Annotated in this window: 22 protein-coding genes; 10 read left to right on the forward strand and 12 right to left on the reverse strand. The window is 57.6% G+C overall.

The window, feature by feature from the left end:
* Positions 1-31: 31 nt before the first annotated feature.
* A complete protein-coding gene (gene gloA, locus ABH912_RS04555) occupies positions 32-553 on the reverse strand; it encodes a lactoylglutathione lyase (RefSeq protein WP_033055156.1) in 522 nt (173 codons plus the stop codon).
* 145 nt (positions 554-698) lie between these two features.
* On the opposite strand from gloA, the gene ABH912_RS04560 reads away from it, so the two are divergent.
* Complete coding sequence (locus ABH912_RS04560; RefSeq protein WP_033055154.1) at positions 699-1,223, forward strand: DUF4946 domain-containing protein; 525 nt, start codon at positions 699-701, stop codon at positions 1,221-1,223.
* Between the two features lie 175 nt (positions 1,224-1,398).
* Here the strand turns inward: ABH912_RS04560 and ABH912_RS04565 are convergent, their stop codons facing one another.
* Positions 1,399-1,761 carry a histone-like nucleoid-structuring protein, MvaT/MvaU family gene (locus ABH912_RS04565; RefSeq protein WP_008155126.1) on the reverse strand — a complete coding sequence of 121 codons (363 nt, stop codon included), beginning with the start codon at positions 1,759-1,761 and terminating at the stop codon, positions 1,399-1,401.
* A 372-nt stretch (positions 1,762-2,133) separates the two neighbouring features.
* The gene (locus tag ABH912_RS04570) at positions 2,134-3,006 is read right to left on the reverse strand and encodes a LysR family transcriptional regulator (RefSeq protein ID WP_033055153.1); all 873 of its coding nucleotides are present in this window, start codon (positions 3,004-3,006) and stop codon (positions 2,134-2,136) included.
* Between the two features lie 79 nt (positions 3,007-3,085).
* Between ABH912_RS04570 and ABH912_RS04575 the strand changes: the two genes are divergently transcribed.
* Positions 3,086-4,030: a DMT family transporter gene (locus ABH912_RS04575; protein ID WP_033055152.1), complete on the forward strand. Its 945-nt coding sequence runs from the start codon at positions 3,086-3,088 to the stop codon at positions 4,028-4,030.
* Between the two features lie 252 nt (positions 4,031-4,282).
* On the forward strand, positions 4,283-5,359 hold the full coding sequence (gene hppD, locus ABH912_RS04580; RefSeq protein WP_046054072.1) for a 4-hydroxyphenylpyruvate dioxygenase: 1,077 nt from the start codon (positions 4,283-4,285) through the stop codon (positions 5,357-5,359).
* Positions 5,360-5,423: 64 nt separating this feature from the next.
* Here the strand turns inward: hppD and rarD are convergent, their stop codons facing one another.
* From rarD to ABH912_RS04595, 3 genes are all read right to left on the reverse strand, one after another.
* The gene (rarD, locus tag ABH912_RS04585; protein ID WP_033055150.1) at positions 5,424-6,311 is read right to left on the reverse strand and encodes an EamA family transporter RarD; all 888 of its coding nucleotides are present in this window, start codon (positions 6,309-6,311) and stop codon (positions 5,424-5,426) included.
* 329 nt (positions 6,312-6,640) lie between these two features.
* A complete protein-coding gene (locus ABH912_RS04590; RefSeq protein WP_429509733.1) occupies positions 6,641-7,654 on the reverse strand; it encodes an aldo/keto reductase in 1,014 nt (337 codons plus the stop codon).
* Between the two features lie 125 nt (positions 7,655-7,779).
* Positions 7,780-9,090, reverse strand: a complete 1,311-nt coding sequence (locus ABH912_RS04595) for an MFS transporter (RefSeq protein WP_429509735.1) — start codon at positions 9,088-9,090, stop codon at positions 7,780-7,782.
* A gap of 169 nt (positions 9,091-9,259) precedes the next feature.
* Here ABH912_RS04595 and ABH912_RS04600 point away from each other — a divergent pair, with 169 nt between their 5' ends.
* The 4 genes from ABH912_RS04600 to ABH912_RS04615 all read left to right on the forward strand — a co-directional run bounded on the left by ABH912_RS04600 (position 9,260) and on the right by ABH912_RS04615 (position 15,085).
* Positions 9,260-10,390 (forward strand): sugar diacid recognition domain-containing protein, encoded by a 1,131-nt coding sequence (locus ABH912_RS04600; protein WP_429509736.1) that lies wholly within the window; start codon positions 9,260-9,262, stop codon positions 10,388-10,390.
* A gap of 271 nt (positions 10,391-10,661) precedes the next feature.
* On the forward strand, positions 10,662-11,804 hold the full coding sequence (locus ABH912_RS04605) for a glycerate kinase (protein WP_429509738.1): 1,143 nt from the start codon (positions 10,662-10,664) through the stop codon (positions 11,802-11,804).
* 426 nt (positions 11,805-12,230) lie between these two features.
* Complete coding sequence (locus ABH912_RS04610) at positions 12,231-13,856, forward strand: methyl-accepting chemotaxis protein (protein ID WP_033055145.1); 1,626 nt, start codon at positions 12,231-12,233, stop codon at positions 13,854-13,856.
* A gap of 41 nt (positions 13,857-13,897) precedes the next feature.
* Positions 13,898-15,085: a pyridoxal phosphate-dependent aminotransferase gene (locus tag ABH912_RS04615; protein WP_429509740.1), complete on the forward strand. Its 1,188-nt coding sequence runs from the start codon at positions 13,898-13,900 to the stop codon at positions 15,083-15,085.
* Between the two features lie 126 nt (positions 15,086-15,211).
* Here ABH912_RS04615 and ABH912_RS04620 read toward each other — a convergent pair whose 3' ends face one another.
* The 5 genes from ABH912_RS04620 to ABH912_RS04640 form a co-directional block, all read right to left on the reverse strand.
* Positions 15,212-16,189: a 2-hydroxyacid dehydrogenase gene (locus ABH912_RS04620; RefSeq protein WP_429513046.1), complete on the reverse strand. Its 978-nt coding sequence runs from the start codon at positions 16,187-16,189 to the stop codon at positions 15,212-15,214.
* Between the two features lie 21 nt (positions 16,190-16,210).
* On the reverse strand, positions 16,211-17,509 hold the full coding sequence (locus ABH912_RS04625) for an MFS transporter (RefSeq protein WP_033055143.1): 1,299 nt from the start codon (positions 17,507-17,509) through the stop codon (positions 16,211-16,213).
* A 62-nt stretch (positions 17,510-17,571) separates the two neighbouring features.
* Entirely contained in the window at positions 17,572-18,612 is a 1,041-nt protein-coding gene (locus tag ABH912_RS04630) for a sugar kinase (RefSeq protein WP_429509742.1), read from the reverse strand.
* Entirely contained in the window at positions 18,605-19,387 is a 783-nt protein-coding gene (locus ABH912_RS04635) for a sugar phosphate isomerase/epimerase family protein (protein ID WP_033055140.1), read from the reverse strand. Before ABH912_RS04635 ends, ABH912_RS04630 begins: the two co-directional genes overlap by 8 nt.
* A 56-nt stretch (positions 19,388-19,443) precedes the next feature.
* The gene (locus ABH912_RS04640; RefSeq protein ID WP_429509745.1) at positions 19,444-20,466 is read right to left on the reverse strand and encodes a LacI family DNA-binding transcriptional regulator; all 1,023 of its coding nucleotides are present in this window, start codon (positions 20,464-20,466) and stop codon (positions 19,444-19,446) included.
* Positions 20,467-20,692: 226 nt separating this feature from the next.
* On the opposite strand from ABH912_RS04640, the gene ABH912_RS04645 reads away from it, so the two are divergent.
* The 3 genes from ABH912_RS04645 (at position 20,693) to ABH912_RS04655 (ending at position 26,054) form a co-directional block, all read left to right on the forward strand.
* Positions 20,693-21,493 (forward strand): hypothetical protein, encoded by an 801-nt coding sequence (locus ABH912_RS04645; protein ID WP_429509747.1) that lies wholly within the window; start codon positions 20,693-20,695, stop codon positions 21,491-21,493.
* A 96-nt stretch (positions 21,494-21,589) separates the two neighbouring features.
* Positions 21,590-23,593, forward strand: coding sequence for a hypothetical protein (locus tag ABH912_RS04650; protein WP_429509749.1), 2,004 nt, complete (start codon positions 21,590-21,592; stop codon positions 23,591-23,593).
* 217 nt (positions 23,594-23,810) lie between these two features.
* Positions 23,811-26,054, forward strand: coding sequence for an autotransporter outer membrane beta-barrel domain-containing protein (locus ABH912_RS04655; protein ID WP_429509750.1), 2,244 nt, complete (start codon positions 23,811-23,813; stop codon positions 26,052-26,054).
* Between the two features lie 77 nt (positions 26,055-26,131).
* Here ABH912_RS04655 and ABH912_RS04660 read toward each other — a convergent pair whose 3' ends face one another.
* Entirely contained in the window at positions 26,132-26,620 is a 489-nt protein-coding gene (locus ABH912_RS04660; RefSeq protein ID WP_033055136.1) for a hypothetical protein, read from the reverse strand.
* Positions 26,621-26,635: the final 15 nt, after the last annotated feature.

The following is a 26,635-nucleotide window of genomic DNA, read 5'->3' on the forward strand; positions in this document are numbered from 1 at the left end:
TGCCTCACACATTCCAAGTGTGGGAGGAATGTTACATCGGTGCAGGCTGGATGATCTCAACCCAGTACGCATCCGGATCCTTGATGAACGCCAAGCTCTTCATGCGGCCGTCATTCAGGCGTTTCTGGAAATCGCAGCCCAACGCTTCGAAGCGCTCGCAGGCAGCGACGATATCCGGCACCGAGATGCAGATGTGGCCAAAACCGCGCGGGTCGGTGTTGCCGTTGTGGTAAGCGAAATCCGCGTCGTTCTCGGTGCCGTGGTTGTGGGTCAGTTCGAGAATGCCGGGGATCGACTTCATCCATTCAGTGCGGGCAGCAGCGTCGGCCGGGATCTGGTTTTTATCGACCAGCGCCAGGAAGTACAGGCTGAACTCGGCTTCCGGAAAGTCGCGTTTTTCCACCAGCGAGAAACCCAAAATGCGCGTGTAGAAATCCAGGGACTTGGTGATGTCCTTGACCCGCAGCATGGTGTGGTTGAAGACGAACTTCTGGGTGGCGGTGTCAGGTTGGGCAGTCACGCCTGGGAAGGTGTTCAATTCGTGCAGGCTCATGGGCCCTCCGGAAAATAAGTGGGGCTAACGAATGGCGACAATGATACGCAAGGGCTCGGACATCACCAAACCCAAAGCGTCGGCTATTGCCTGACAGACGGGCGGGGCTCAGACTTTACCGTTCAATCCGTGAGTGTTCATTGCAATGATTCGTTTCTGTAAATCGATGTTCGTCCTGATCTGCGTGCTTTCAGGTGTTAACAGCGCTCTCGCAGATGAGCCAATCATGACCTGGCCCAACGGCTGGGAGGTCGAAGCCGTCCCGCAAGATGAGGCCAACGCCCAAGTGTCCCGCCAGCGTGCGGTGAAGAACGATCAGGGCGGCACGCCGGTAATGGTGATGGAGTTGACCACGACTCAGGTGGAAAGTGGTCATCAGGTGAATCTGCAAGGCGTGTTGCTGGAGATGCGCAAGTCGGTGCAGAAGGACTTCTTTCAAGGCGGTTATCAAAGTGTCTGCAACAAGATTCACCCGACGACGTTGAGTCGCTTATCAGCGCTGGAAACTACCTGCACCATCACGCAGAACGGAAGGCATGTGCTCTCTCAAACATTGGTTGCTGCCGTGGATGGCGATAAGGCCTATGTTCTTTCCTACGCGGGGCAGGCTGAGGTTTATAAGGCAAGTCAGGAAGAAATAGACGCGGCCCGTAACAGCTTGAAACTTTAGTTAAAGATTTCAATGGCTGCCGGTTTCAGCGCATTCTGAAATTTTTAGATACCCAAACGGATTAAGCACAAAGTTAGTCAGCAAGTAGAGAGTTGATCGACGCCAATCGTTGCATTTAGAAGGCGTCCATGAAAAAGCCCTGCATTGGCAGGGCTTTTTTTATCACCGCGAGTGCTTAGCCACGCAGCCAGGAATCAACGGTAGCTGCACCGTATTGTTCCTTCCAGGCTTTCAGGCCGCGGTGGTTGCCACCCTTGGTTTCAATCAGTTCACCGGTGTGCGGATTCTGATAAACCTTGACCACGCGAGCGCGGCGGGTTTTAGGCGTTGCTTGTTGCAGACCGGATTTTGCCGGGTTCGGATCGAGAATGGCGATGATGTCGCGCAGGCTCTTGCCGTAGGTTTTCATCAGCCCCTGGAGCTTTTCTTCGAATTCGATTTCTTTCTTGAGCCCGGCATCATTCTTCAGGGTTTCCAGCTGCTTGAGCTGTTCTTGAAGGGCCTTTTCAGCTGCACGAAATTCAGCGAGTCTGGACAATATCTTTACTCCAATAGTGTGTTTGGCTGATACCAACCGCAAACAAAGCTATAAGCCAAGAGCCTTGAAGCGACCCGGTGATAATGGCTCACCTGCCAATCTAGAGCAGGCATGAAAAATTGTAGTAGTTAATTGGCCAAGAGTAAATCCTGTCTTTTTCTTCATGTAACAACAGTAGTATTTTGATTCAAATGGTGCGCGATCTCCTTGTTTCGTCGCTTAGCGTCGCTAGTTAATGGTGACTTAATGCGTTAATGAAATCCGCGCCGGGCATCGACCGGCCGAACCGATAACCTTGCAAGAAGTTCACGCCGTGGGCGGTCAGTGGCATTTGCGAATGCTGGGATAGTTGGCCCTCGGCACGTGTGCCGCTCAACGGTAGTTCAGGCGCTCGGCCAGTTTGATAAAAGCCAGCGCCGCAGGGGACGACTGGCGCTGGTCGAGCACCGCCAGTCCAACTTGGCGTGTGACCGGTGGCGTTAGCGGTTTTTTCACGTAGCGACTGTCGCGATCATCGGGCAAAGAGCCTTCGGCAACGACCGTCAACGCATCGCCTCGGCCAACGGTGTCCAGCGTACTTAGTAGTTGCGAGCAGCGATAACGGATGTTCGGCGTCAGCCGGGCGGCACTGAATAGCCGCGACACCAGTTCCGATGAGCCGGCCTCGGTCAATACGAAGGGGTCGTTGCACAAATCGCTCAGGGTCAGGCTGTCGCGACGGGCCAGCGGATGATCGACGGGCAGCAGTGCAACCATTTGGTCCTCGATCAGCGCAAAGGTGTCGAACCGCTCCTCGGGCAACACCACGAAGCCAATATCGATCCGACGCTCCTCCAGCCACTGGATCACCTGCCGGTCCGGGCCTTCGTCGATGTGGACCTCGATGCCCGGGTGAGCCGCGCGGTAGTGCTGCAGGATCAGCGGCAGCAGTTTGATCGATGAGGTCGGGCCGAACGAGCCGAGGCGCAACGTGCCGCGTTTCATTCCGCGCGCATCGGCCGCTTCCTGGCGCAAGGTGTTGGCCAGGCCCAGCATTGCCCGGGCGCGCAGCAAAAGCTGTTGGCCGATGTCGCTGAGTTCGACCCGGGACTGATGCCGGCGCAGCAGCTCGACGCCCAATTCCTGTTCCAGCGACTTGAGGGCGTGAGAGACCGCGGATTGGGAAATCCCCAAGCGATTGGCTGCCGCCGTAAAACCGTGAAGCTCGGCGACCAGAGAAAAGATCTCCAGTTGGGTAAGTGTCATGAGTGTTTGCTCATTTTACGATGAGGAAGTATTAGTCGAATGATACGCCATCACCCCCGATTTCTCGTTCTGGAAACCTATGACGACCTATGAGCAGAGTCTGTCCAACCCTTCGGATGTGCCGGTTTATCTGAAACTGGCTGCCGTCACCATGATCTGGGGCGGCACCTTTGTCGCCGGGCGATTTCTGGCCGACAGCCTCAGCCCCTTGTTTGCCGCCAGCCTGCGATTCTTGCTGGCCAGCGTGGCGTTGCTGGTGTTTCTGCTACTGGCCCGCGTGCCTCTCGCAAGGCCCAGCCCCAGGCAATGGCTGCAATTGGCGCTGCTGGGTTTTTTCGGGATCTTCTTCTACAACCTGTGCTTCTTTTATGGGCTGCACTACATCAATGCTTCACGGGCGTCATTGATCGTGGCGTTGAACCCGGCCGTGATCGGGCTGGCGTCATGGCTTCTATTTAAGGAACGCTTGAACCGAGCGAAAGTCATCGGGATCGCGATCTGTATTGCCGGGGCGAGCCTGGTGATCGTCAGCCGTAACCCACAACTCTTGGCCAGCAATCCCGATGCCTGGATCGGCGATCTGTTGATCTTCGGCTGTGTGCTTGGCTGGGGCGTTTATTCGCTGTTCTCCAAGGACCTGAATCAAACCCTGGGCCCGGTGCAAACGGTGACGTACTCGATTCTGTTGGGCACGCTGATGCTGTGGGTGACCAGTGCTGTTCGCGGGGAGTTGAGTGTGGCTGCACTCGCCAGCCTCGGACCCACGCAATGGATGAGCCTGATGTACTTGGGCGTATTAGGTTCGGCGCTGGCCTATATCGGCTATTACGACGGCATTCGCAAAATCGGCGCGACGCGTTCAGGCGTGTTCATCGCCCTCAACCCGCTGACCGCGGTGATCCTCGGTGCGCTGCTGTTGGGCGAGCAGTTGACCCTGGCGATGTGCCTGGGAGGAGGGCTGATCCTCGTGGGGATCTTCCTGTGCAACAAACCCCTTGCGCGAGCAGGGAAAAAGGGGATTTGATACAGAAGGCGGACAAACCTATTTACGCTGTGTAGAATCGGGTTACGCATATAAGAATAATCGTCTTCTGGCAGCAGAAGCCTCGCCCGCAAGAGCCTTGGGTCGACAATGAAGAGTTTTGGGTTTCAATTGATCTACGGTGACTTCCTCGCCCGCAGCGTGCGGGGCATCTCCTGCGCGCCACCCGCCGGTCTCAGCATTGCTAGCAACTAACGATCCGTTAATTGACAAGAAAATGATGAGGCGCCAACCATGGCAGATTTATACGAAAACCCAATGGGCCTGATGGGCTTTGAATTCATCGAATTCGCATCGCCGACCCCGAACACCCTGGAGCCAATCTTCGAGATCATGGGCTTCACCAAGGTCGCGACCCACCGTTCCAAAGACGTGCACCTGTATCGTCAGGGCCAGATCAACCTGATCCTCAACAACGAACCGCACAGCGTTGCGTCGTACTTCGCGGCCGAGCACGGTCCGTCGGTGTGCGGCATGGCGTTCCGCGTCAAGAATGCCCAGCAGGCGTTTGCCCGGGCCCTGGAACTGGGCGCCCAGCCGATTCACATCGAAACCGGCCCGATGGAGCTGAACCTGCCGGCGATCAAGGGCATCGGCGGTGCGCCGCTGTACCTGATCGACCGTTTCGGCGAAGGCAGCTCGATCTACGACATCGACTTCGTGTTCATCGAAGGCGTTGACCGCAACCCGGTCGGGGCTGGCCTGAAGATCATCGACCACCTGACCCACAACGTGTATCGCGGTCGCATGGCCTACTGGGCCAACTTCTACGAGAAGCTGTTCAACTTCCGCGAGATCCGTTACTTCGACATCAAGGGCGAATACACCGGCCTGACCTCCAAGGCGATGACTGCGCCGGACGGCATGATCCGCATCCCGTTGAATGAAGAATCGTCCAAGGGCGCCGGTCAGATCGAAGAGTTCCTGATGCAGTTCAACGGCGAGGGTATCCAGCACGTTGCCTTCCTCAGCGATGACCTGATCAAGACCTGGGATCACCTGAAAAGCATCGGCATGCGCTTCATGACCGCGCCGCCGGAGACCTACTACGAAATGCTTGAAGGCCGTTTGCCGAACCACGGTGAGCCGGTTGATCAACTGCAATCGCGCGGCATTCTGCTGGATGGTTCGTCCGAGTCGGGCGACAAGCGTCTGCTGTTGCAGATCTTCTCGGAAACCCTGATGGGCCCGGTGTTCTTCGAATTCATCCAGCGTAAAGGCGACGATGGTTTCGGCGAAGGCAACTTCAAGGCGTTGTTCGAATCCATCGAACGCGACCAGGTTCGTCGTGGCGTGCTCTCCACCGACTAAGCCGTTTCAGATGTAAAAAAAGCCCGGTCAGCAGCAATGCTGACCGGGCTTTTTCGTGCCGGTCCTACATCGATTTTCGTCGATGCCGGACCATATGTTTGAACCCTTCGAACACCAACACCACCACCGCCAACCAAATCGGGATGTACGTCAGCCACTCACCGGGCTTGATGCTTTCCCCCAGCAGCAACGCGACGCCGAGCAACAGCACCGGCTCGACGTAACTCAACAACCCGAACAGGCTGAACGGCAGCAGTCGGCTGGCGATGATGTAAACCACCAGCGCCGATGCGCTGATGACGCCGAGTAAAGGGATCAGCAGTGACAGCCACGGGTGTTGATCGAACACGGCGAAACCCTGCTCACCGCCCTGAACGAACCAGAACGCCACGGGTAACATCAAGGCCATGTCCATCCACAAACCGCCGAGGTTGTCGGTCGCCAGTCGTTTGCGCAGGATGAAGTAGAGCGGATAACCGATGACGACCAGCAAAGTCGCCCAAGAAAAACCACCGACCTGATACAGCTCGTTGAGCACGCCGAGGGAAGCAAAAAACACGGCAACCTTTTGCAGGTAAGACAGTCGCTCGCCATAGGCAACCCGCCCGGTCAGCACCATGGACAGCGGCAACAGGAAGTAGCCCAGGGACACGTCGAGGCTATAGCCGTTGAGCGGCGCCCACATGAACAGCCAGAGTTGCAGGCCAAGCAGCGTCGCGGAAACGATCAGGCCGGCAAGCAATTTTGGCTGGCCAACCAGCCGCCGAAAAAGGGCGGCCACGCGTTTCCATTCACCGGAGGCCACCATGAACACGGTCATGCAGGGCAGGGTCAGCAGCATTCGCCAACCGAAGATTTCCACGCCGCTCAAAGGCTTGAGCAACGAAGTGTAGTAATACATGACGGCAAACAGCACCGAGGCTGAAACCGATAGAGCGATACCTTTAGACAAACTGTCCTCGCGGGTTGAAGGTCATACGGGGCGCGCAGGATACGTGGTTTTTGTGCTGAATATTGGCCGAGTGATCAATATTTTCAACATCACTGCAGAGTTTCAAACCGTCGTCCCCTCACCCTAGCCCTCCCGAAACGTCGGACCGCCCGAAGGGAGAGGGGACTGACCGAGTGGCCTCAAGAAATTCTGCGACCTGAAAGACCTATTCGATTATGGATTCGACGCGGGACTTTCAGGTCGAAGCATATGCCAAACATCCCCCAATCAGTCCCCTCTCCCTTTGGGCGGTCCGACGTTTCGGGAGGGCTAGGGTGAGGGGAACAATCTCAAGCCGAACGCGGTTTCCGTCCCGACACAAAGTGGCTCACATCATTAAACCCCGGCGTCGAGGCATGCCCCGGCACAACCAGCGAATCAATGAACGCCTCATCCTCAGCCGTAATCTTCACCGCTAACGCCTTAGTGTAGGCATCCCATTGTTCTTCGGTGCGCGGCCCAACGATGGCCGAGGTGACGGCGCTGTTGTTCAGCACCCAGGCGATGGCGAATTCGACGATGCCCACGCCGCGACCCTGGGTGTACTGCTGGATCTGCTGAGCAATGCGCAGGGATTCGACGCGCCATTCGGTTTCCAGAATGCGTTTGTCTGCGCGGCCGGCGCGACTGTTGGCGTCTGGCTTCACGTCCGGCGCGTATTTACCGCTGAGCACGCCACGAGCCAGCGGACTGTAAGGCACCACGCCAAGGCCATAGTTTTGCGCGGCGGTGATCTGCTCGGTTTCTGCCTGACGGTTGACGATGTTGTACAGCGGCTGACTGATCACCGGCCGGTCGACGCCCAGTTGATCGGCCACACGAATCACCTCGGCGATGCGCCAGCCACGGTAGTTCGACAAACCCCAATAGCGAATCTTGCCCTGGCGGATCAAATCGCCGATGGCCGACACCGTGACTTCCAGCGGCGTGTTGTGGTCTTCGCGGTGCAGGTAATAGATGTCGAGATAATCGGTGCCCAGACGCGTCAGGCTGGCATCGATGCCATTGAACAGGTGCTTGCGGCTCAGGCCGGTGCGGTTCGGAACGCCGTCCACCGGGCCGTAGCCGACCTTGGTCGCCAGCACCCATTCGTGGCGATTACCGGCAATCGCTTCGCCGACGATCTCTTCGGAGCGGCCGTTGGTGTAGACGTCCGCGGTGTCGATGAAATTGATGCCCTGGTCCCAGGCCTTGTCGATGATCCGCAGGGAATCTTCGGTGCTGGTCTGTTCGCCGAACATCATGGTGCCCAGAGTCAGGGTGGAAACCTGTAAACCCGAATGACCCAGCGTGCGATAGCTCATGACGAAATCCTTTTACCAGTGAGGGAAAGGCCCAATCAAATACCAGAATGGTGGGGCGGGGCAAACGGAAATATCGAACATTGGGTGCCGATCGTTCCCACGCAGACGTGGGAACGATCAATGCGTTACACCCGCAACGTACGTGTCATGCGCAACGCCAACAAACTCCCGCAAACAATCACGCCCGCCAGCAGGTAAAGCGCTGCATCGGTCGACCCGGTGCTGTCCTTGACCCAACCCACCAGATACGGGCTCAGGAACCCGGCCATCTGCCCCATGGAGTTGATCAACGCCAAACCTCCCGCCGCAGCGCCCGCGCTGAGCAGTGCAGTCGGCACCGGCCAGAACATCGGCAGGCCGGTGAGGGCGCCCATGGTGGCGATGGTCAGGCCGAGGATGGCAATGGCCGGCGTAGTCGCAAAGTTCACCGCGATCAGCAGACCGACCGCGCCCATGAGCATCGGCACCACCAAATGCCAGCGCCGTTCTTTGCGCAGGTCCGCCGAGCGGCCGACCATCAACATGAACACGGCCGCCAGCAGGTACGGAATCGCACTGAGCCAGCCGATCACCAGGTTATCGCTGAAGCCCAGGTTTTTGATGATCGACGGCAGCCAGAAGTTGATCGCGTAGACGCCGCTCTGGATGCAGAAGTAGATCAGGCCAAACGCCCAGATCGCCGGATTCTTGAACACCGCCAGCAGCGAGTCAGTGGTGGTTTTCGGTTTGTTGGCCAGGTCTTCAGCGTGGTCGGCTTCCAGCACCGAACGCTCGAACGGCGTGAGCCATTTGGCGTTGGCGTAACTGTCGCTCAGCAGGAAATAGGCGAGGGCGCCGAGGATCACGGTCGGGATACCTTGCAGCAGGAACATCCACTGCCAGCCGGCCAAACCCGCCTGGCCTGCGCCAAAGTGATTGAGAATCCAGCCGGAAAACGGGCTGCCGAGCAGGCCGGACACCGGGATCGCCGACATGAACAACGCCATGATGCGGCCACGGCGGAAGGTCGGAAACCACTGCGAGAGATAAAGCACCACGCCCGGGAAGAACCCGGCTTCAGCCGCGCCGGTGAACAGGCGCAAGGTGTAGAACTCGGTCGGGGTGGTGACGAACAGCAAACAGGTCGACAGTGAGCCCCAGACGATCATCATCAGCGCGATCCAGCGGCGCGGGCCGAATTTGGTCAGGGCCAGGTTGCTGGGGACGCCGCACAGCACGTAGCCGATAAAGAAAATCCCGGCCCCGAGGCCGTACACGGTTTCGCTGAATTTCAGTGCGTCGAGCATCTGCAGCTTGGCAAATCCAACGTTCACCCGGTCGAGGTAGTTGAACAGGTAGCAGATGAAAATGAAGGGGATCAAACGCAGGGTTATGCGTTTGTAGACGGCGTTTTTCTCGTCAACGATGGCCTGGGTAGCGGCGGCGCTCTGTGACATGGCGGGCTCTCTCTTTATTATGATTTTTTGCGATGCAAGGGTAACGTTGACCGCCCGGTGAGTCTCGGCCACCGCTTGGGTCATTGTCTTTGTGCCTGAGCACAGGGTTTGCAACCAAGGCCTGTGCGGGTGAACAATCCGCTCCATCACGCTTTCAAGGATCACCGCTATGTTCGAACTCGATCACGACCTGGCCCAGGACATCGTCGACCGGGCGATGGCCATCCTGCCGTACAACGTCAACGTCATGGACAGCCAGGGGCTGATTCTCGGCAGCGGCGAACCGGAGCGAGTCAACACCCGCCATGAAGGCGCGCAACTGGTGTTGGCCAACGGGCGAGTGGTGGAGATCGACGCCCAGACCGCGATTCATTTGAAAGGCGTGCAGCCGGGCATTAACTTGCCGCTGTTGCTCGATCAGCGCTTGATTGGCGTGCTGGGCATCACCGGTGAACCCGAACAATTGCGCACCTACGCCGAACTGGTGCGAATGACCGCCGAGATGCTGGTCGGCCAGCGCAATCAGCAGGCTGAACAGCAATGGCGGCGCCAGCGATGCGACGATCTGCTGGCATTGCTGCTCAGTGAGGCCGGAGATTCGCCGCGGCTGATCGACGAAGCGCAGCAGCTGGGACTCAAACCGCAGATGACGCGGGTGCCGTATCTGTTCGAGTTAGGGATGGAGCACGGTCCGGGGCAAACCGTCGAGGCGCTCAGCGCCTGGCTGACCTCGCGCTACCCGGACAGTTGGTGCGTGAGTTCGGCCAAGTCTTCGTTGCTCTGGTGCCGACCGGCCAGCCAGGCGATCGAGAACGATCGGCTGCTGGAAAAACTCGATGGGCTCGGCTGGAACATTCTGCGCATTGCCGTGGGCGGGCAGGCCGATGGGTTGTCGGGATTGCGCCGCTGCTATCGACGCGTCGGCGACTTGCTGGCTTATGGGCGAGACGTGTTGCCGCACTCGCGTTTGCTGACGCTCAACCGTTATCGGTTGCCGGTGATGCTCTGGCGTCATCGCAACGACGACGCGCTGGACGAGTTGCTCAAACCCCTGCGCAAAGTCATCGCCAAGGATGGCAATGGTCAACTGCTAGCGACCCTGCGCAGCTGGTGCGATCACGACGGCCAGAGCCAGGCGTGTGCCGATGCGCTGGGCATCCATCGCAATAGTTTGCGCTACCGGATGGAGCGGATTGCCGAGCTCAGCGGTGTTGACCCGTTAAGGCTGGACGGAATGCTCGCGCTTTACCTCGGCGTCCAGCTCCTTCCCCAAACCGACGCACCGAACACCAACCCGTAGCAGCTGTCGAGCAACGCGAGGCTGCGTTCGGCTGCGCAGCAGTCGTGAAATCATGCGCCGCGGAGCATCAGGTAAACCGTGCTTGCAGAATTTACGACTGCTGCGCAGCCGAACGCAGCCTCGCAGGCTCGGCAGCTGCTACAAGGAATGTGTAGGGACAGAGAGGTTTTGTGGAAATGAACAATAATCGTCATGGCCGCTTGTGCAGCGGACCGGCGTTATTGTTCTTGCCTGCTGGCAGCATGGAACGCATTGGAACTGGAGAATTCGCATGAAAATCGTCATCGCCCCCGATTCGTTCAAGGACAGCCTGAGTGCCCAGGGGGTGGCTGATGCCATTGCTCTGGGGTTGGCGCAGGTTTGGCCCGATGCGCTCCTGATCAAATGCCCGATGGCAGACGGCGGGGAGGGGACCGTCGAGTCGATTCTGGCGGCGTGCGAGGGCGAACTGCGCCAAACCCCCGTTCGTGGGCCACTCGGCGCAACGGTTGAGGCCGCTTGGGGCTGGCTACCCCAGAGCCACACCGCGATCATCGAAATGGCCGAGGCCAGTGGCCTGCAACTGGTTCCGCCGGGCAAGCGTGATGCGTGCTTCAGCAGCACGTTCGGCACCGGCGAATTGATCCACGCGGCGCTCGATGCCGGGGCGCAACGGATCATTCTGGCGATTGGCGGCAGCGCCACCAACGACGGCGGCGCGGGTGCAATGCAAGCCTTGGGCGTCAAACTGCTGGACGCACACGGCCGAACACTGGCACCGGGTGGTCTGGCGCTTGGACAGCTGGCCCGCATTGATCTGAGTGAAATCGACCCGCGACTGGCCGAGGTGCGCTTCGACATCGCCGCCGACGTCAACAATCCACTGTGCGGTCCTCACGGTGCTTCAGCGATTTTCGGCCCGCAAAAAGGGGCATCACCCGAGCAAGTCGAGCAACTGGATCGAGCGCTCGGGCACTTTGCCGAACGCTGCGCTGAGGTCCTGAACAAAGACGTACGTGACGAGCCGGGCAGCGGCGCGGCAGGCGGCCTGGGGTTTGCCGCCAAGGCGTTTCTGGGGGCGCAGTTCAAGGCCGGGGTCGACGTGGTCGCCGAACTGGTCGGCCTGGACGATGCGATCAAGGGCGCCGACCTGGTGATCACCGGTGAAGGCCGTTTCGATGCTCAGACCCTGCGTGGCAAGACACCGTTTGGTGTGGCGCGAATTGCTCGGCAGCACGGCGTGCCGGTGATCGTCCTCGCCGGGACGCTGGGTGAGGGTTATCAAGAACTGTATGAACATGGCATCGATGCCGCGTTTGCCTTGGCCAGTGGGCCGATGACGCTGGAGCGAGCGTGTGCCGAGGCGCCACGTTTGCTGCGGGAGCGGGCGAGTGATGTTGCGCGGGTTTGGCGGGTGGCTTTGCGTAAGGCTTGAAAGTTGCGTTGGATTTTTGATCCACCCCTCATCGGAACGCCGCCCGCCCATCCCTCTCCCCACGGGGGAGAGGGGAAAGGGAGGCGATCTCCATAGATTTCAGAGCCTGAGTTCGACTCGCAATTGCAGGTCTCCATGCTTTTCAGAACCTGAGTTCGGCTCAAAACTTTCAGGTCGCAGAGCATCGGAAGAACAACACGGTCAGTTCCCTCTCCCCCTGGGAGAGGGTTAGGGTGAGGGGCGGTTCCAAACTTGAAATATATTTCTCAACGCCCCGCAAAAATCCTCATCCCCAGCCGATACAGATATCAGGCGCACACAAAACCTATTCCAACAGTGGCGCCAAACTGAACGCGCGTGCGCCACCGCCCGCGATTCAGCGATCACGCAAGGATGCTCGTAGCCCCATCACCCGAGAGTCATCCTATGTCACTGCGTAATCTGAATATCGCGCCTCGAGCTTTCCTGGGTTTTGCCTTCATTGCCTTGCTCGTCATCGTGCTGGGTGTCTTTGCCGTGAACCGCATGACGAGCATCCACCAAGCCTCCATCGACATGGAAACCAAGCAGCTGCCCAGCGTCGGGTTTCTCGGTAACCTGACGGAAAACGTCCTGCGTCTGCGCATTCTTTCTTTCCGTGTGTTGGTCAACCGTGATCCGAACGCGTTGCAGGAAGCCCAGACGCGTATTGGCGTGCTGGTCGACAAGGTTCGCAGTGCACAATCGAGTTATGCCGCGTTGTCGGCCACCCCGGAAGAAGCGGCGCTGTACAAGACGTTCACGGCAACGCTGGACAGCTACATGCAAGCCCAGACCCAGATGCTGGAGCTGTCGCGGCAGAACAAGCTCGATGAGATGCGCACGCTGATCAACACCCGGATCAAGGACGGTACGGACCAGATGGGCGAGCAGCTGAACAAACTGGTGGCGCTGAATAATTCCGATGCGAAAGCCGCATCGGCCGCAGCGGGCGAGCTGTACCGCAGCGCGATTACCGGCATCATCGCCGTGGCGGTCATCGCGGCGCTGATGACCGTGCTGCTGGCCTGGCTGCTGACCCGCAGCATCGTCACACCGCTGAACCGTGCGCTGCTGGCGGCGCAAACCATTGCGGGCGGCAACCTGACCCACGTCATCGAGGTCGATGGCAAGGACGAACCGGCCCGTTTGCTCGGTGCCTTGTCCACGATGCAGGCCAGCCTGCGCAAAACCATCGAGCAGATCGCCGGTTCCGCCACCCAGCTGGGTGCCGCCGCTGAAGAACTCAGCACGGTCACCCAAGAAGCGTCCCGCGGCCTGCAACAGCAGACCAACGAAATCGAACAGGCCGCCACCGCGGTCAACGAAATGACCGCCGCCGTGGAAGAAGTCGCGCGCAACGCGGTGTCGACGTCCGAAGCCTCGAACCAGTCGACTCAGGCCGCACGTGAAGGTCGCGACCGTGTGGTGGAAACCGTCGGCGCGATCCAGACCATGACCCATGATGTGCAAAACACCTCGGTGATGATCGAAGGCCTGGCCACTCAGGGGCGCGACATCGGCAAGGTGCTGGACGTGATCCGCGCCATCGCCGAGCAGACCAATCTGCTGGCCCTCAACGCTGCAATCGAAGCCGCCCGTGCCGGTGAAGCCGGGCGCGGTTTCGCGGTGGTGGCGGACGAGGTCCGGGCGCTGGCCCATCGCACCGCGCAATCGACCCAGGAAATCGAAAAAATGGTCGCCGGCATCCAGAACGGTACCGGCCACGCGGTCGCGTCGATGCAGCAAAGCAATCAGCGCACCCAGAGCACCCTGGAAATGGCCCGCGCCGCCGGTGTTGCGCTGGAGCAGATCACTCAGTCGATCCAATTGATCAACGAACGCAACCTGGTGATCGCCAGCGCGTCCGAAGAACAGGCCCAGGTGTCCCGCGAAGTGGACCGCAACCTGGTGAACATCCGCGACCTGGCCACCCAGTCCGCCGCCGGCGCCAATCAAACCAGCGCCGCCACTCACGAACTGTCGCGCCTGGCCGTGGATTTAAATGCCATGGTGGCGCGTTTCGTGATTTGAGATAGGGTTGAGGCTTGGAACCCGCGCGACTGGAGAATTACATGCGCTATTCAGCCTTGACCAAACGAATTGCCGGTGACGGCGCAGCGGCCTGGCAGATTCATGACCGAGCACTGGAATTAATCGAGCAGGGCGTTGATGTGCTACTGCTGTCGATCGGCGATCCCGACTTCGATACGCCGCAGCCCATCGTTCAGGCGTGCATCGATAGCTTGTTGGCCGGTGACACTCACTACCCGTCAGTTCGTGGCAGTCGGGGGTTGCGCGACAGCATTGCCAACCGTCATCGACGTCGCAGTGGCCAAGCGGTGGATGCCGATCATGTGATCGTGCTGCCGGGCGCGCAATGTGCGGTGTATTCAGTCGCGCAATGCCTGCTCGACCCGGGCGATGAAGTGATCGTCGCCGAGCCGATGTACGTCACCTATGAAGGCGTGTTCGGTGCCTGCGCAGCCAAAGTGGTGCCGGTGGCGGTGCGTCCCGAGAACGGCTTTCGGGTCGATCCGGCGGATGTCGCGGCGCTGATCACGCCTAAAACCCGCGCCATTTTGCTCAACAGTCCGAACAATCCTTCCGGCGCCAGTTTGCCGCTGATGGTCTGGCAGGAACTGGCATCGCTATGCATTCGTCACGACCTGTGGTTGATCAGCGACGAGGTTTATAGCGATCTGTTGTACGAAGGCGAGCACATCAGTCCGGCGAGCCTGCCGGGCATGGCCGAGCGCACGGCGACCATCAATAGCCTGTCCAAATCCCACGCCATGAGCGGTTGGCGGGTGGGCTGGGTGATCGGGCCCAAACCCTTGGCCGAACACTTGGTGCACCTGTCGTTATGCATGCTGTTTGGCATTCCGGATTTCATTCAGAACGCCGCGCAATTGGCACTGGATGAGGACCTGCCGGAAGTGGCGTTGATGCGCGAGGAGTATCGCCAGCGTCGCGACCTGGTGTGCGCGAGCCTGAGGGATTGCCCGGGCATCCGGCCGATCCGGCCTGATGGCGGGATGTTCGTGATGATCGATGTACGCCAGACCGGGTTGTGTGCCCAGAGTTTTGCCGAGCGGCTGCTGGAAGGTTATGGCGTGTCGGTGCTGGCGGGTGAAGCGTTCGGTCCGAGCGCGGCGGGGCATATTCGGTTGGGGTTGGTGGTGGATCAGCGCAAGCTGGCGGATGCGTGCCAGCGGATAGCGTTGTGTGCGGCGAACCTTCTGGAGGCGCGTCGGGCCTGAAGATTTGTACTGGCTTTGATGGCCTCATCGCGGGCAAGCCCGCTCCCACAGGGTTTTGTGAACGCCAAAGATCCCATGTGTGGAGCGGGCTTGCCCGCGATGACTGACTGACAGGCACCGAATTCCTCAGTCTTTCCACGCCCCAGTGTTCACCAGATTCTTCGGCCGCTCACCCGCCAGCGCCGCCAGCAGATTATCCACCGCACAGGTGGCCATCGCCTCCCGCGTTTCGTGCGTCGCCGAGCCAATGTGCGGCGTCGCCACCACGTTGTTCAGTTGCAACAGCGGCGAGTCGGTGTTCAGCGGTTCGCGTTCGAATACATCCAGCCCCGCAGCGCGAATCTGCCCGTCACGCAAGGCCTGGATCAGCGCCGCCTCGTCCACCACCTTGCCCCGTGAAATGTTGATGAAGATGGTTTCGGGGCGCATCAGGGCAAACTGCTTGGCCCCGATCAGCCCTTCGGTTTCAGCAGTCAGTGGCAATGTCAGGCAAACGAAATCCGCCTGCTGCAACAGCTCCGGCAAGCTTCGGTATTGCGCGCTGAATCGCTGCTCGACCGCCGGTTTCGGCGAGTGGCTGTGATAGATAACCGGCATGCCAAAACCGAAATGCCCACGCTGGGCCAACGCCTCACCGATACGCCCCATGCCAATGATGCCCAGGGTTTTACCGTGCACATCGGTGCCGAACTGCGCCGGGCCGACATTGCGCTTCCACTGACCGGCGCGAACCATGTTCGCCAGTTCCACCACGCGCCGGGCGGTCGCCAGGATCAGCGCGAAACCGGTGTCGGCGGTGGTTTCGGTGAGCACGTCCGGGGTGTTGCTGAGCAGGATTCGTCGTTCGGTCAGGTAGTCGATGTCGTAGTTGTCGACCCCCACGGACACGCTGGCGATGGCTTCCAGGTCAGGTGCCAGATCCAATAATCCGGCATCCAGTTTCAGACTCGCACCGAGTAACCCGTGGGCGCGGGGCAGGGCCTCGCGCAGCGTTGCCAGGCCGTCGGCATTGAGGTTGTCGATCATCGTCACCTCGGTCTGCTCGTGCAGGCGAGCCATCAGCAGCGGCGAGAGTTTCTTGTACAGCACAACCTGCTTTTTCATCGTCGTCATCTCAACTTCAATTCAGGAATGAGCGGCCGTCGACCGTTGCACCACGGCCTTGGCCACGACCCGGTCACTGGCGCCGGGCTTGAGGAAAATCGTCAGCACCACCGAGAGCATCAATGCGCCGCTCATCAACAGATAAGAAGCACCCGGCGAGCCGGTGGAGCTGTTCAAGTAGCCCACCAGATACGAACCGCCAAACGAACCGAGCGCGCCCATGCTGTTGATCAGCGCCATGGCGCCACCCGCGACGTTGGCCGGCAGGATTTCCGGGACGATGGCGAAAAACGGTCCGTACGGCGCATACATGCAGGCACCCGCGATCACCAGCAAGGTGTAGGACCACCAGAAGTGTTCAGCGCCCAACGCGTAGGATCCGTAGAACGCAATCGAGGCGATCAGCAGTGGCGGCCAGACAAAGCGTTTGCGCTTCTGCAATTTGTCCGAGCCCCAGGACACCAACAGCATGCCGATCACCGCCGCCAGATACGGCAGCGAGGAGAGCCAGCCGGCTTCGATCATGTCCATCTGCGCGCCGGCCTTGAGGATCGACGGCAGCCACAGCACAAAACCGTAGACACCAATGCTCCAGCAAAAAAACTGCAGGGCCAGGATGATCACCTTCGGCGAGCGAAAGGCTTCGGCGTAGTTCTTCACCGCTTTGATGCCGACCTGTTCGGCAGCCAGGGCGCTTTGCAGATCCTGCTTCTCTTGATCGGTCAGCCACTTGGCTTGTGCGGGACGGTCATCGGCCAGACGCCACCAGATAAACGCCCAAAGCACCGCCGGCAAACCTTCGATGATGAACATCCAGCGCCAGCTGAAATGCTGCACCAGATAGCCCGACACCACCGACATCCAGAGCATGGTCACCGGGTTGCCGAGTATCAGGAAGGTGTTGGCGCGCGAGCGTTCGGCACGGGTGAACCAGTGGCACAGGTACACCAGCATCGCCGGCATCACCGCGGCTTCGACCACGCCGAGCATGAAGCGAATCACGACCAGCCAGTAGGCGTTGGAGACGATCCCGGTCAACGTGGCCAGGCCACCCCAGAGAATCAGGCTGACGAAAATCAGCTTCTTGACGCTGTGCTTCTGGGCGTAGATCGCGCCCGGCACCTGAAAGAAGAAGTAGCCAAGGAAGAACAGCGCGCCGAGCATCGACGACAGGCCCGGTGTGATCATCAGGTCGGCGGCCATCCCGGAGGCGGCAGCGAACCCGTAGTTGGCGCGGTCCAGATACGCCAGGCTGTAGGTGATGAACACGATCGGCATGATGTACCACCAGCGGCGGGCGGCGAGTGTTGCGGTTTTCATAGTGGTGCTCCTGAGCTTGTTGTTTTTGTCGCAGCAGGTAACGGTTTAAAGATTTTCAGTGACTATGCGGGCCTCATCGCGGGCAAGCCCGCTCCCACAGGTTTTGCGTCTGGACTCGATCCTGTGGGAGTGGCGGTGCGACGATTCGGCTTGCCCGCGATGGCGGCCTCAAATTCGGCGATCATTTCGGCACGGGTCGGCAATCCTTCCATATCCCCCCGGCTCTGCACCGCGCGGCTGCCAATCCAGTTCGCACGCTTCACGGCGTCGGCAAAGCTGTGGTTTTCCAGCAGGGCGCTGATCATGCCAACGGCAAATCCATCGCCGGCACCGACGGTGTCGACCACGGTTGCCACCGGCACGCCCGCTACAAAACCCTGGTCCAGATGGGTGCGGTAATACGCACCGTGCGGGCCAAGCTTGATCGCCACGGCTTCGGCGCCCAGGTCGAGGTAAAACGCCGCGATGTCGGCCGGGTCTTCAAAACCGGTCAGCAAGCGGCCTTCACTCAAGCCCGGCAGCACCCAATGGGCGAGGGCGGCGAGGCGGTTGATCTCGGTAATCATCTGTTGCTCGCTGGCCCATAGGCTCGGGCGCAGGTTCGGGTCGAAGGACACGCTGCGCCCGGCATCGCGCATGCGGGTCATCAACTCGAAAGACATTTCCCGGGCCGTTTCGGACAGCGCCGGCGGAATGCCGGTGGCGTGCAAGTGTCGAGCGTTGAGTAACTCAGGCGCGATCGACTGCCGCGACAGATGACTCGCCGCCGACCCACGCCGGAAATACTCGACCACTGGATCGCTACCATCGTCGGTGCGCGACTTGAGTTGAAAACCGGTGGGATGCGCGGTGTCGATGGCAACGTTGCTGCAATCCAGACCTTCTTTCTCCAGCGTATCGATCACGAACCGGCCCAGCGAATCGGCGCCCACCCGGCTCAACCAGGCCACGTTAAAACCCAACCGCGACAAGCCAATGGCGACATTGCTGTCGGCCCCGGCAATGCGCTTGTGGAAGTGGCCAACGTCGGCCAAATCACCGTTCTGCTCGGCGACAAACATCGCCATGGTTTCGCCGAACGACAGAATATCGATCTCAGACATGAGCGCTCTCCAGACGGGTTTGACCGAGGCGGGCGAGGGTGGCGACATGCTCGGTGGTCAACTGCACCAGGTCGTCGCCTTGCAGCGGATACTCCGCCGCTCGCATAACGCCTTGGGCCATGTGCCGCAGCAGTTGTTCCCACAGATGCAGGTCGCTGGCGGTCGGCGGTATGGCGACCAGTTTGCCGTCAGCCCGGCGTGTCACGGCTTTGCAGTGCACGTAGCCGACGTGGCGACCGAGCAACCGCGCGGCGCTGGCGGCGGACTGGTCTTGCCAATGCCAGTTGCCGATATCGAAAGTCATTTTGACTGGCAAGTTGTGTTGCTCGACTTCAGTGAAAAACCGTTGGAACGGCTCGATGCGGCCACCGTGCAAGGTTTGATCGTTTTCCACCAGCAATTGCACCGCACTTTTGCCCAGTATGCGGGCCAAGGTCTGGAGGTCGCTGTTGTCGGTGAAATAGCCCAAGGACACTTTCAGCCATTTGGCACCGAATGCCTGGGCCCGCTGTAACGCAGAGATCAGTTCGGGATTGGGTTTGGACTGGCCGGCCAGCCACAATTCCATCGGTGAGGAATACACGCTTTCGAGGCCTTGGGCCTGCGTGGCGTCAGCCAGTTGCGCGGGGTCTTCGACGGTCAGCAGTTCTTCGCGCCATTCGATGCGCGTGGCGCCGGAGGCGGCCAACACGTCGATAAACGATCCTTGGCCACGTTGGCGAACAAGGTCGGCGCCGTAACTCGACAGGCTGATGGAAACGGGTGGTTTATTCATTGTTGTATACCTCTGAAACCGGTTTCATTTTTGTTCAAAAAAATAGGGCTGCTGACTTAAGTAGCGATTTTCGTCGACCCACGCACAATCAACCGCGCCGAAAAATCCAGGGTCCGCACTGGCCCGACATCACCGCGCAAACGCTTGAGCAAACACTCGAACGCACTGGCGCCAATTTCGGCCGTCGGCTGGGCGAGGGCGGTGATCCCGCTGCCCACCAGTGGGTACCAATCCAGATCATCGAGGGCGATCAGGCCGACGTCCTCGAACAGATTGCACTTCAGTTCACGCAACGAATGGGTGCTGGCCAACGCGGCGATGCCGTTGGCGCAGAACAGCGCTTTCGGGCCGGGGCCGGGCGTTTCGAGGAAGGTTTTCAGTTTGGCGGTCAGTTCGCTGCCGGTTTCGACGAGGGTGCCGCGCAGGGTCGGGCGTTGTTCGATCTGCGCCTTGAAGCTGCTGACCCGCTCGATCCGCGAACTGGTGCCGTCAAACGGCTCGGTCACCAAAAGCACATCGCGATAGCCGCGTTCTTGCAAATGGGTGAGGGCCATTTCAACGGCGGCAGGATTGTCCAGCCCGACCAGATCGCTCTCGAGCTGCTCGACCTTGCGATCCACCAACACCAGCGGCATCTCCCGATGCAGTTCTCGTAACTCATCGCGGTGATGACCGAGGGTGTTCACGATCAAGCCTTCGATGTTGTAGGAACGCAGCAGGGCCAGGTGCTGGCGTTCCTGCTCGTCATCGCGGTCGGTGTTGCACACCACCAGGCTGTAACCGTGCTGACGGCAGGCGGTTTCCACCCCGTGCATCACGGCAATCGAATAAGGGTTACGGATATCGGCCACCAGCATGCCAATCAGGCGAGTGCGCCCGCGTTTCAGGCCGCGGGCCATCTGGTTCGGGCGATAGCCGAGTTCGGCAATCGCCTGCTCGATACGCAGGGCAATGGCATCGGAGAGCAGGGCGCGGTCATCGCCGATGAAGCGCGAGACGCTGGCCTTGGAGACCTTGGCGTGTTCGGCGACGTCGAGCATGGTGACGCGGCTGCGCTGGGCGGCGGAGAAGTCGTTCACGGTTTTTAACCTTGTTATTGGTGTTTGTGCAGGCTGGCTTTGAAACCGGTTTCAGAAGACACCATTAACCTGAAAACGTCAAGCCAGTGACATCCCAATGCGTCGGATAAAACCGACAAACGGTAGCTTTACCTGTCAGATATGACAGTAGCCACACCACTGAACTCGGCGCTTAATTTCTTTCAGTACCAAAGGATAATTTCGTGACCATCAAAGGACCTTCGATATGGCGCCTAATAAACCACTGACATTCGATGCGCCGAAAGTTAAAGGTGTAGCTGATCCCGATGTTGATCCGGAGGGCTATATCCCACTTCCATTGCTGCCCAAAGGTATTGATGTGATCGTACCTTTATGGCCCGACCCGGCGACGGAGCCGGGGGAAAGGGACATTTTGACGGTTCGCTTTGAGCAACCCGGACAACCATCTGTAAAGATAGAAAATACTTATACACCGACGGACATGAAGCCAGAATTTATCATTCATATTGGTCCAGAGCACTTGCTAAATAATGGTGTCGTGGAATTGTGGTATGAATTGCTTAATTCGGCCGATAATCCATCCTTTTCATTTCGCCGAAAACTGACAATAGATCACACTCCAGTGCCGATTGATCTTAAAGAGGTTGGTTTTTTATATTTAACTGATTGGGGTTATTATAATTGCATCACCGATCCACCAATATGGTTTGGCATACATTTTGTTGTTCCACCGCTAACCTTGTTTAAAGTTGGCGATAAATGCGAAGTTACATGGAGAGGGTATTCCACATGGAATGGCAGTGGCGATGAAATCGTTGACGCACGTTGGATTAACGTGCGTCAAAGCTTGAGCGATAAAGATATTCGGGAAGGATATCCACTCGTCGTTGAACCCTACGACATACATATAGAGCCGATGGTAAGCTCTTCCGCTACCGTTGTTTATCGAATCTATCGTGGAGCCAGGCTTGTAGGTCAGTCAAAAACAGCATTGGTCAAAATCGACAGAATCATCAGTGGTCAAGAACTCCCATGTGGGCCTTGAACAATGTTGAGTGATGTGCGCTGCGCAGGACGTTGTAAATCGTATTCTTTGATCCCGGTAAGTTCTACTTAAATGTGATGGCAGGAGATTTTAAAGATGAACAGCAGAGTTGATAAAGCCATATTGTCCCGAAGCGCTGTGCTTCAGAAAAGTTACGGTGCGGGAGGCGTATTCGCAAACCCCGTCGGCGTCACAATTACAGCTCAAACACTTCCCGGAGGTGACTTGCGCATCCCGCTGGCGGCGCTGTCCGCGCCGCTCAATTACACCATTCCGCGACCCACGGAGCCTGAGGATCCGGATGATATGATTGAGTTTAGAATCCGTGAGAAAGGTACGCTCAACTGGGAGGAATTAGAGGCCCCGCAAGATTTAGGGCCTATTGCTGGCAGGACATGGCCTTTGCCCAAGACAATTCCAATGACCCCGTGGATGGTCGAGAAAAACACACCTGAATCCCCTACTGAATATGAAATTCAATACGTTTACTGGTATGGCGCGGTGAATGATGGACATTCGGACATCGTTACATACGTTATTGACCGAACAGCACCCTATAGAGTGAAGCAACCACCTTCGAACCTGTCTCCGAAAGCGGCTACCTTTCCAGTCGATTTGCCGCCGACCGCTGTTATCGATGAAGCCTACATAGGTAAAAACCCGAACGGAATCACGTTGACTGCCGCAGCCTATGGGAACTATCACGCCACCGACGTGTTGCTGGCCTGGGTGGGCAGAGCCCCGGATCCTGTGCGTGACCAACCGGTGCTTGAAATTGATTTACCCTCCACGCGCGAATTCATAATCCCCATCGATGTATTTGTCAATGCTGAAGAAGGTGTTAATACAGTCATCTATAGAGTGAGGGATCTTGTAGGTCACTTGAGCAAAGTATCGAGTCCAGCTTCGCGTGAAGTGAAGCGCATTGCCGACCCTACTGTGTTTGAACCACCCGTGGTGCCATTGGCCAACGACGATTTGATTGATTTGGCTGACTGCCATCTGGGGGTCAAACTTGAGGCGACGGTGCCCGCCCCGTATGCTGCAACGGACACTCTCATGGGTTACTGGGGCACAGAGGAGCTGGGTGAAAAGCTTGTGAGTACTGCCGTTGATGGAAAACTGGTTTGGGATGTTCCGTATTCCACCATCAAGTCTGTATATGGCAATACAGATGGCGATGAAGAAACCGAGTTCAGTTATGCCATGTTTCGAGGTAACCGTCGTCTTGGTGGAAATAATGACAAGACACTCGTCAATATTCACTATATCGGACCCATTAATCCGAGTGAGCCGGATCCCGTGAACCCTGCTTTGGACCAACCTGTACTGACGTTTCCAGGGGGCAGTACGGATAAGGTAGAAGAAGGGGATTTCGGTAAGGAAGCAACGATTTCAATTAAATTGTTTGCTGCTCCGCCTACTGAAGAAGGATGGTTGGTTGCGATTTATTATAATAACGTGCAAGTGGGTACGCGCATCCCCTTAGCCCCGGGTCAGGAAAATACTACACTTACGCAACAGCTTCCTTGGGATACAATCTTTGCTCAAGGTCCCGGAGACAAACCTTTACATTGGGTACTTCATACCGCATTGAATCCAAACCCGACTCAGTGTGTACCCAAAGATATTCCTGTAGACGCTTTTCCTATTCAGACTCTCGCACCCGAGGTGCAGAATCTTGCAGGCCCGCTGCGTAGAATCGGTTGTTCAACATTGAACTTCGTCCCTCCTGGTGATGGCACCACACGACGCAATCTGAGAGTTACCATCCCGAAAAGTGCTTACACGGTAGCGGGTGAGACGATCACGTTAAGTTTTGCTGCATATACCGATGCCACTCCACCGGTTCTTGTTCCTGGTACGGAAACCACTGCAGATTTGCTGGTACCTGACCCGTATCCGGAGGCGGGGGCTGCAGTCGATATCGGTATATATGGCACTCATTTCAAACCGGCGAATCGGACAAATGGTGTACTCACATACACCATTACCCGAAGTGGCACTACGCCCACTCCTGCTTCAGCGGAGGCTAGACATTTCATGCTGTTTACTAATAGCGAGGGGCAGTACTGCGAAGAAGTAAATCCTGTTCCATGACGTTCGCCACGGACAATGCGGCTAGATGATCTTAGTCGCATTGTTTTAAGTTGCTTCGAGATCTGTCAGAAAAATCCGATGGCGGATTTTTCGATGCTGAAAAACAGATAAGTCCTACAGAGATGCGCGTAGCTTCACGCTAGCCTAACGACACTCATTTTCATGGCCTCCTACGCAAGTGGCAGTGGCCCGGTTTTTTAGATGACAGGTGTCTACTATGCAACGAAATTTAATTACGGAGCCTCCTTTTCCTATCAGGTGGAGTTTGATATTTACTTCCATGCTGTTGCCATTCTCATCATTGACCATGGCAGGAAACCTTGTTGGAGGGACCACAACTATTACCGGGGGCGTTCCCGAGCAATGGTCACTTAACTCAAATGCCACATTGAACGTCAATGGCGCTCAGACGCTGTTCATAAACACTGACAGTTCGACACTCAACGTCAATGCAGGTATCACTCAACAGATCGCAGCCCGCAACGGCTCTCAAGTTAACCTGAGCGGAGCAAACGTCTCGGGCGTTGGCGGTCTGGCTGCGGTGGTACTCGTCAATAGTCAGGCCAATATCGTCAACAGCACGATCACTGGCAATCGTGTCGGGCTTCAGGTTGTACGCAACGCGAATACTTTGACGGGGTCTACCGCCACCGTTAGCGGCAAAAGCAACATAACCGGTGTGACGGGCGGAGCCCTGGTGAGTGCATTCAGTCGCTTGGATGTCACTGATTCGACGATTCAGGGAACAGGTGCCAGCAGTTACGGATTGAGGTTGGCCAGCGGTCAGGCCACGGCCACTGACAGCACGATCATAGGGGGGCAAAACGGTGTGACGATCGGGCTTGACGCGAATTCTATTCAGCCCGCGACGCTGAACCTCAACAACACAACTGTCGAGGGCGTCACCGGTTCGGCCATTCAGGTTGATTTCGCCAGTGCGGGGTCTTCGACTGCGACGATCACGCTGAACAACTCCCGGCTGGTGGCAGGCAACAATACCTTGCTGGATGTACGAGGAGGTGCTACTGCCTCGTTTACTGTCAATAACAGTTCGTTGAGCGGCAATATCGTCAATGAAGCAGGCAGCACTACTGACCTGGTTTTACAGAACAGTTCGGTTCTGACAGGCAACCTGGAAAATGTCTCCCGCGCAACCATCAATGATTCGTCTCGATGGGTACTGGTGGGCGATGGCCAGATAGACAATCTGACGTTGAACGGTGGCACCGTACGCTTCGGCGCCGACAATGCTTTTTATCAATTGAATGTGGGGCAGCTCGCGGGCAATGGTCGCTTCGAGTTGGGAACTGACTTCTCTACGGGGCAGACTGATTTGCTGAATGTGACGGGGACGGCGAGCGGTCGTCATGAACTGATTATCAGTAGTTCTGGTGTGGACCCCGCCGCCGGTCAACCAGTTCGGGTGGTGCAAACAGGTGGCGGCGATGCGCAATTCTTTATGGCTAGGGAGGTAGACCTCGGGGCCTTTTCTTATAGCTTGGCGAAAAGCGGCAACGACTGGATTCTCGATCCCGCGACAAGGACAGTCAGCCCCGGCGCGCGTTCAGTGCTGGCTTTATTCAACACGGCATCGACAGTGTGGTCCGCAGAAGCTACGTCTCTGCGTTCGCGCATGGGGGAGTTGCGTTTCAATGGGGGTGAGGGCGGCGCCTGGGGCCGCACCTATGGCAACAAATACAACGTGGCCGATGGTTCAGGTGTCGGATATCAACAAACCCAACGAGGTTTTACGTTGGGGGCCGATGCGCCGCTGCCATTCGGCGACGGACAATGGCTGATAGGTGTGATGGCGGGGCATAGCAAGTCCGACCTGAACCTAGATGGCGGCACTTCCGGTACCGTCACCAGCAACTATCTAGGGACTTACCTCACCTGGATTGATGCCGGTAGTGGTTACTACCTGGACGGAGTTCTTAAATTGAACCGCTTTCGCAACGAGGCCAAGGTTGGCTTGAGCGATGGACACAGGGCCAAAGGTGATTACGATAATACCGGACTGGGTGGTTCCATCGAGCTTGGGCGCAATATCAAACTGGCTGATGGCTATTTCATCGAACCCTACACAAAGTGGTCCGGTGTGGTCATTCAGGGCAGGAGTTTCACTCTGGACAACGATATGCAAGCGGATGGAGACCGCACACGGTCATTGGTGGGTGAAGCCGGCATGACAGCTGGACGCATTTTTGCCCTGGAAGGCGATCTGCAAGTTCAGCCCTATGTACGGGTCGCGCTGGGTCACGAGTTCGCCAAAAATAATGAGGTCAAGGTTAACGACAATGTGTTCAACAATGATCTCTCAGGGTCTCGAGGTGAGATTGCTGCAGGTTTCGCTGTCGCCATGACGGATCGCCTGCAAGTTCACATTGATGCGGACTACAGCAAAGGGAAAAACATAGAGCGGCCAATCGGCTTGAATATGGGTGTTCGTTACGGTTTTTAAGCAAATAAATGGCGGCGACTCAATAAAAAAGGAAGCTTAGGCTTCCTTTTTTATTGAACGTTTCTTTCATGACTTTGTCAGGCGGCCTGTCTGATGCTTTTGTTTTTACGAGTGCTGGAGGTATCGCTTTTTGCATTGAATTGGAGATTGAGGGTTAGCGTTTTATCGTCGTCACCATCATGGTTTTCCAGAAGGACGTCTTTGAGTTCTCCAGAGAAAACACCTGTGGTTTTATCGAACTTGATGTCAATCGTTCCGCTGAGCTGCATGTAGATGACGGGTTCTGGCGATACGCTATTGTCCACAAAGGTTACCCGCACCTCACTGGAGTCCGGGCTGACAGTATAAGGGCCATCTGCCAAGTCTTTCCTGACTGACACGTACACTTCTTTTGTGGTGAAATCCGGACTGGGCGCACGTTGCCTGGCGAACATGACATGAGACTCGCCGTGCGGTGGTGGGAAAGTCTCTGATTTCAACTCTACCAAGTGCGCATTGAACGTGATTCCCTCGCCAATTGTTCCACTGCAGCTACCGGATCGGGTGATGTTATTGATCCTGTTCATTAAAGTTGTCTCCGC

Origin of the sequence: Pseudomonas sp. BT76 TE3572 (assembly GCF_050435365.1) — a bacterium.
In the GTDB taxonomy this organism is placed as follows: Bacteria; Pseudomonadota; Gammaproteobacteria; order Pseudomonadales; family Pseudomonadaceae; genus Aquipseudomonas; species Aquipseudomonas fluorescens_W.

Coding starts and splice junctions, on each gene's coding strand:
- ABH912_RS04590 (WP_429509733.1), bottom strand. CDS start 7,654: ATGAGCTATCGCACGCTGGGTCATTCGGGTTTACAGGTTTCCACCCTG.
- ABH912_RS04645 (WP_429509747.1), top strand. CDS start 20,693: ATGGCGCCTAATAAACCACTGACATTCGATGCGCCGAAAGTTAAAGGT.
- ABH912_RS04650 (WP_429509749.1), top strand. CDS start 21,590: ATGAACAGCAGAGTTGATAAAGCCATATTGTCCCGAAGCGCTGTGCTT.
- ABH912_RS04575 (WP_033055152.1), top strand. CDS start 3,086: ATGACGACCTATGAGCAGAGTCTGTCCAACCCTTCGGATGTGCCGGTT.
- hppD (WP_046054072.1), top strand. CDS start 4,283: ATGGCAGATTTATACGAAAACCCAATGGGCCTGATGGGCTTTGAATTC.
- ABH912_RS04655 (WP_429509750.1), top strand. CDS start 23,811: ATGCAACGAAATTTAATTACGGAGCCTCCTTTTCCTATCAGGTGGAGT.
- ABH912_RS04570 (WP_033055153.1), bottom strand. CDS start 3,006: ATGACACTTACCCAACTGGAGATCTTTTCTCTGGTCGCCGAGCTTCAC.
- ABH912_RS04595 (WP_429509735.1), bottom strand. CDS start 9,090: ATGTCACAGAGCGCCGCCGCTACCCAGGCCATCGTTGACGAGAAAAAC.
- gloA (WP_033055156.1), bottom strand. CDS start 553: ATGAGCCTGCACGAATTGAACACCTTCCCAGGCGTGACTGCCCAACCT.
- ABH912_RS04630 (WP_429509742.1), bottom strand. CDS start 18,612: ATGTCTGAGATCGATATTCTGTCGTTCGGCGAAACCATGGCGATGTTT.
- ABH912_RS04660 (WP_033055136.1), bottom strand. CDS start 26,620: ATGAACAGGATCAATAACATCACCCGATCCGGTAGCTGCAGTGGAACA.
- ABH912_RS04605 (WP_429509738.1), top strand. CDS start 10,662: ATGAAAATCGTCATCGCCCCCGATTCGTTCAAGGACAGCCTGAGTGCC.
- ABH912_RS04600 (WP_429509736.1), top strand. CDS start 9,260: ATGTTCGAACTCGATCACGACCTGGCCCAGGACATCGTCGACCGGGCG.
- ABH912_RS04615 (WP_429509740.1), top strand. CDS start 13,898: ATGCGCTATTCAGCCTTGACCAAACGAATTGCCGGTGACGGCGCAGCG.
- ABH912_RS04625 (WP_033055143.1), bottom strand. CDS start 17,509: ATGAAAACCGCAACACTCGCCGCCCGCCGCTGGTGGTACATCATGCCG.
- ABH912_RS04610 (WP_033055145.1), top strand. CDS start 12,231: ATGTCACTGCGTAATCTGAATATCGCGCCTCGAGCTTTCCTGGGTTTT.
- ABH912_RS04620 (WP_429513046.1), bottom strand. CDS start 16,189: ATGAAAAAGCAGGTTGTGCTGTACAAGAAACTCTCGCCGCTGCTGATG.
- ABH912_RS04635 (WP_033055140.1), bottom strand. CDS start 19,387: ATGAATAAACCACCCGTTTCCATCAGCCTGTCGAGTTACGGCGCCGAC.
- ABH912_RS04560 (WP_033055154.1), top strand. CDS start 699: ATGATTCGTTTCTGTAAATCGATGTTCGTCCTGATCTGCGTGCTTTCA.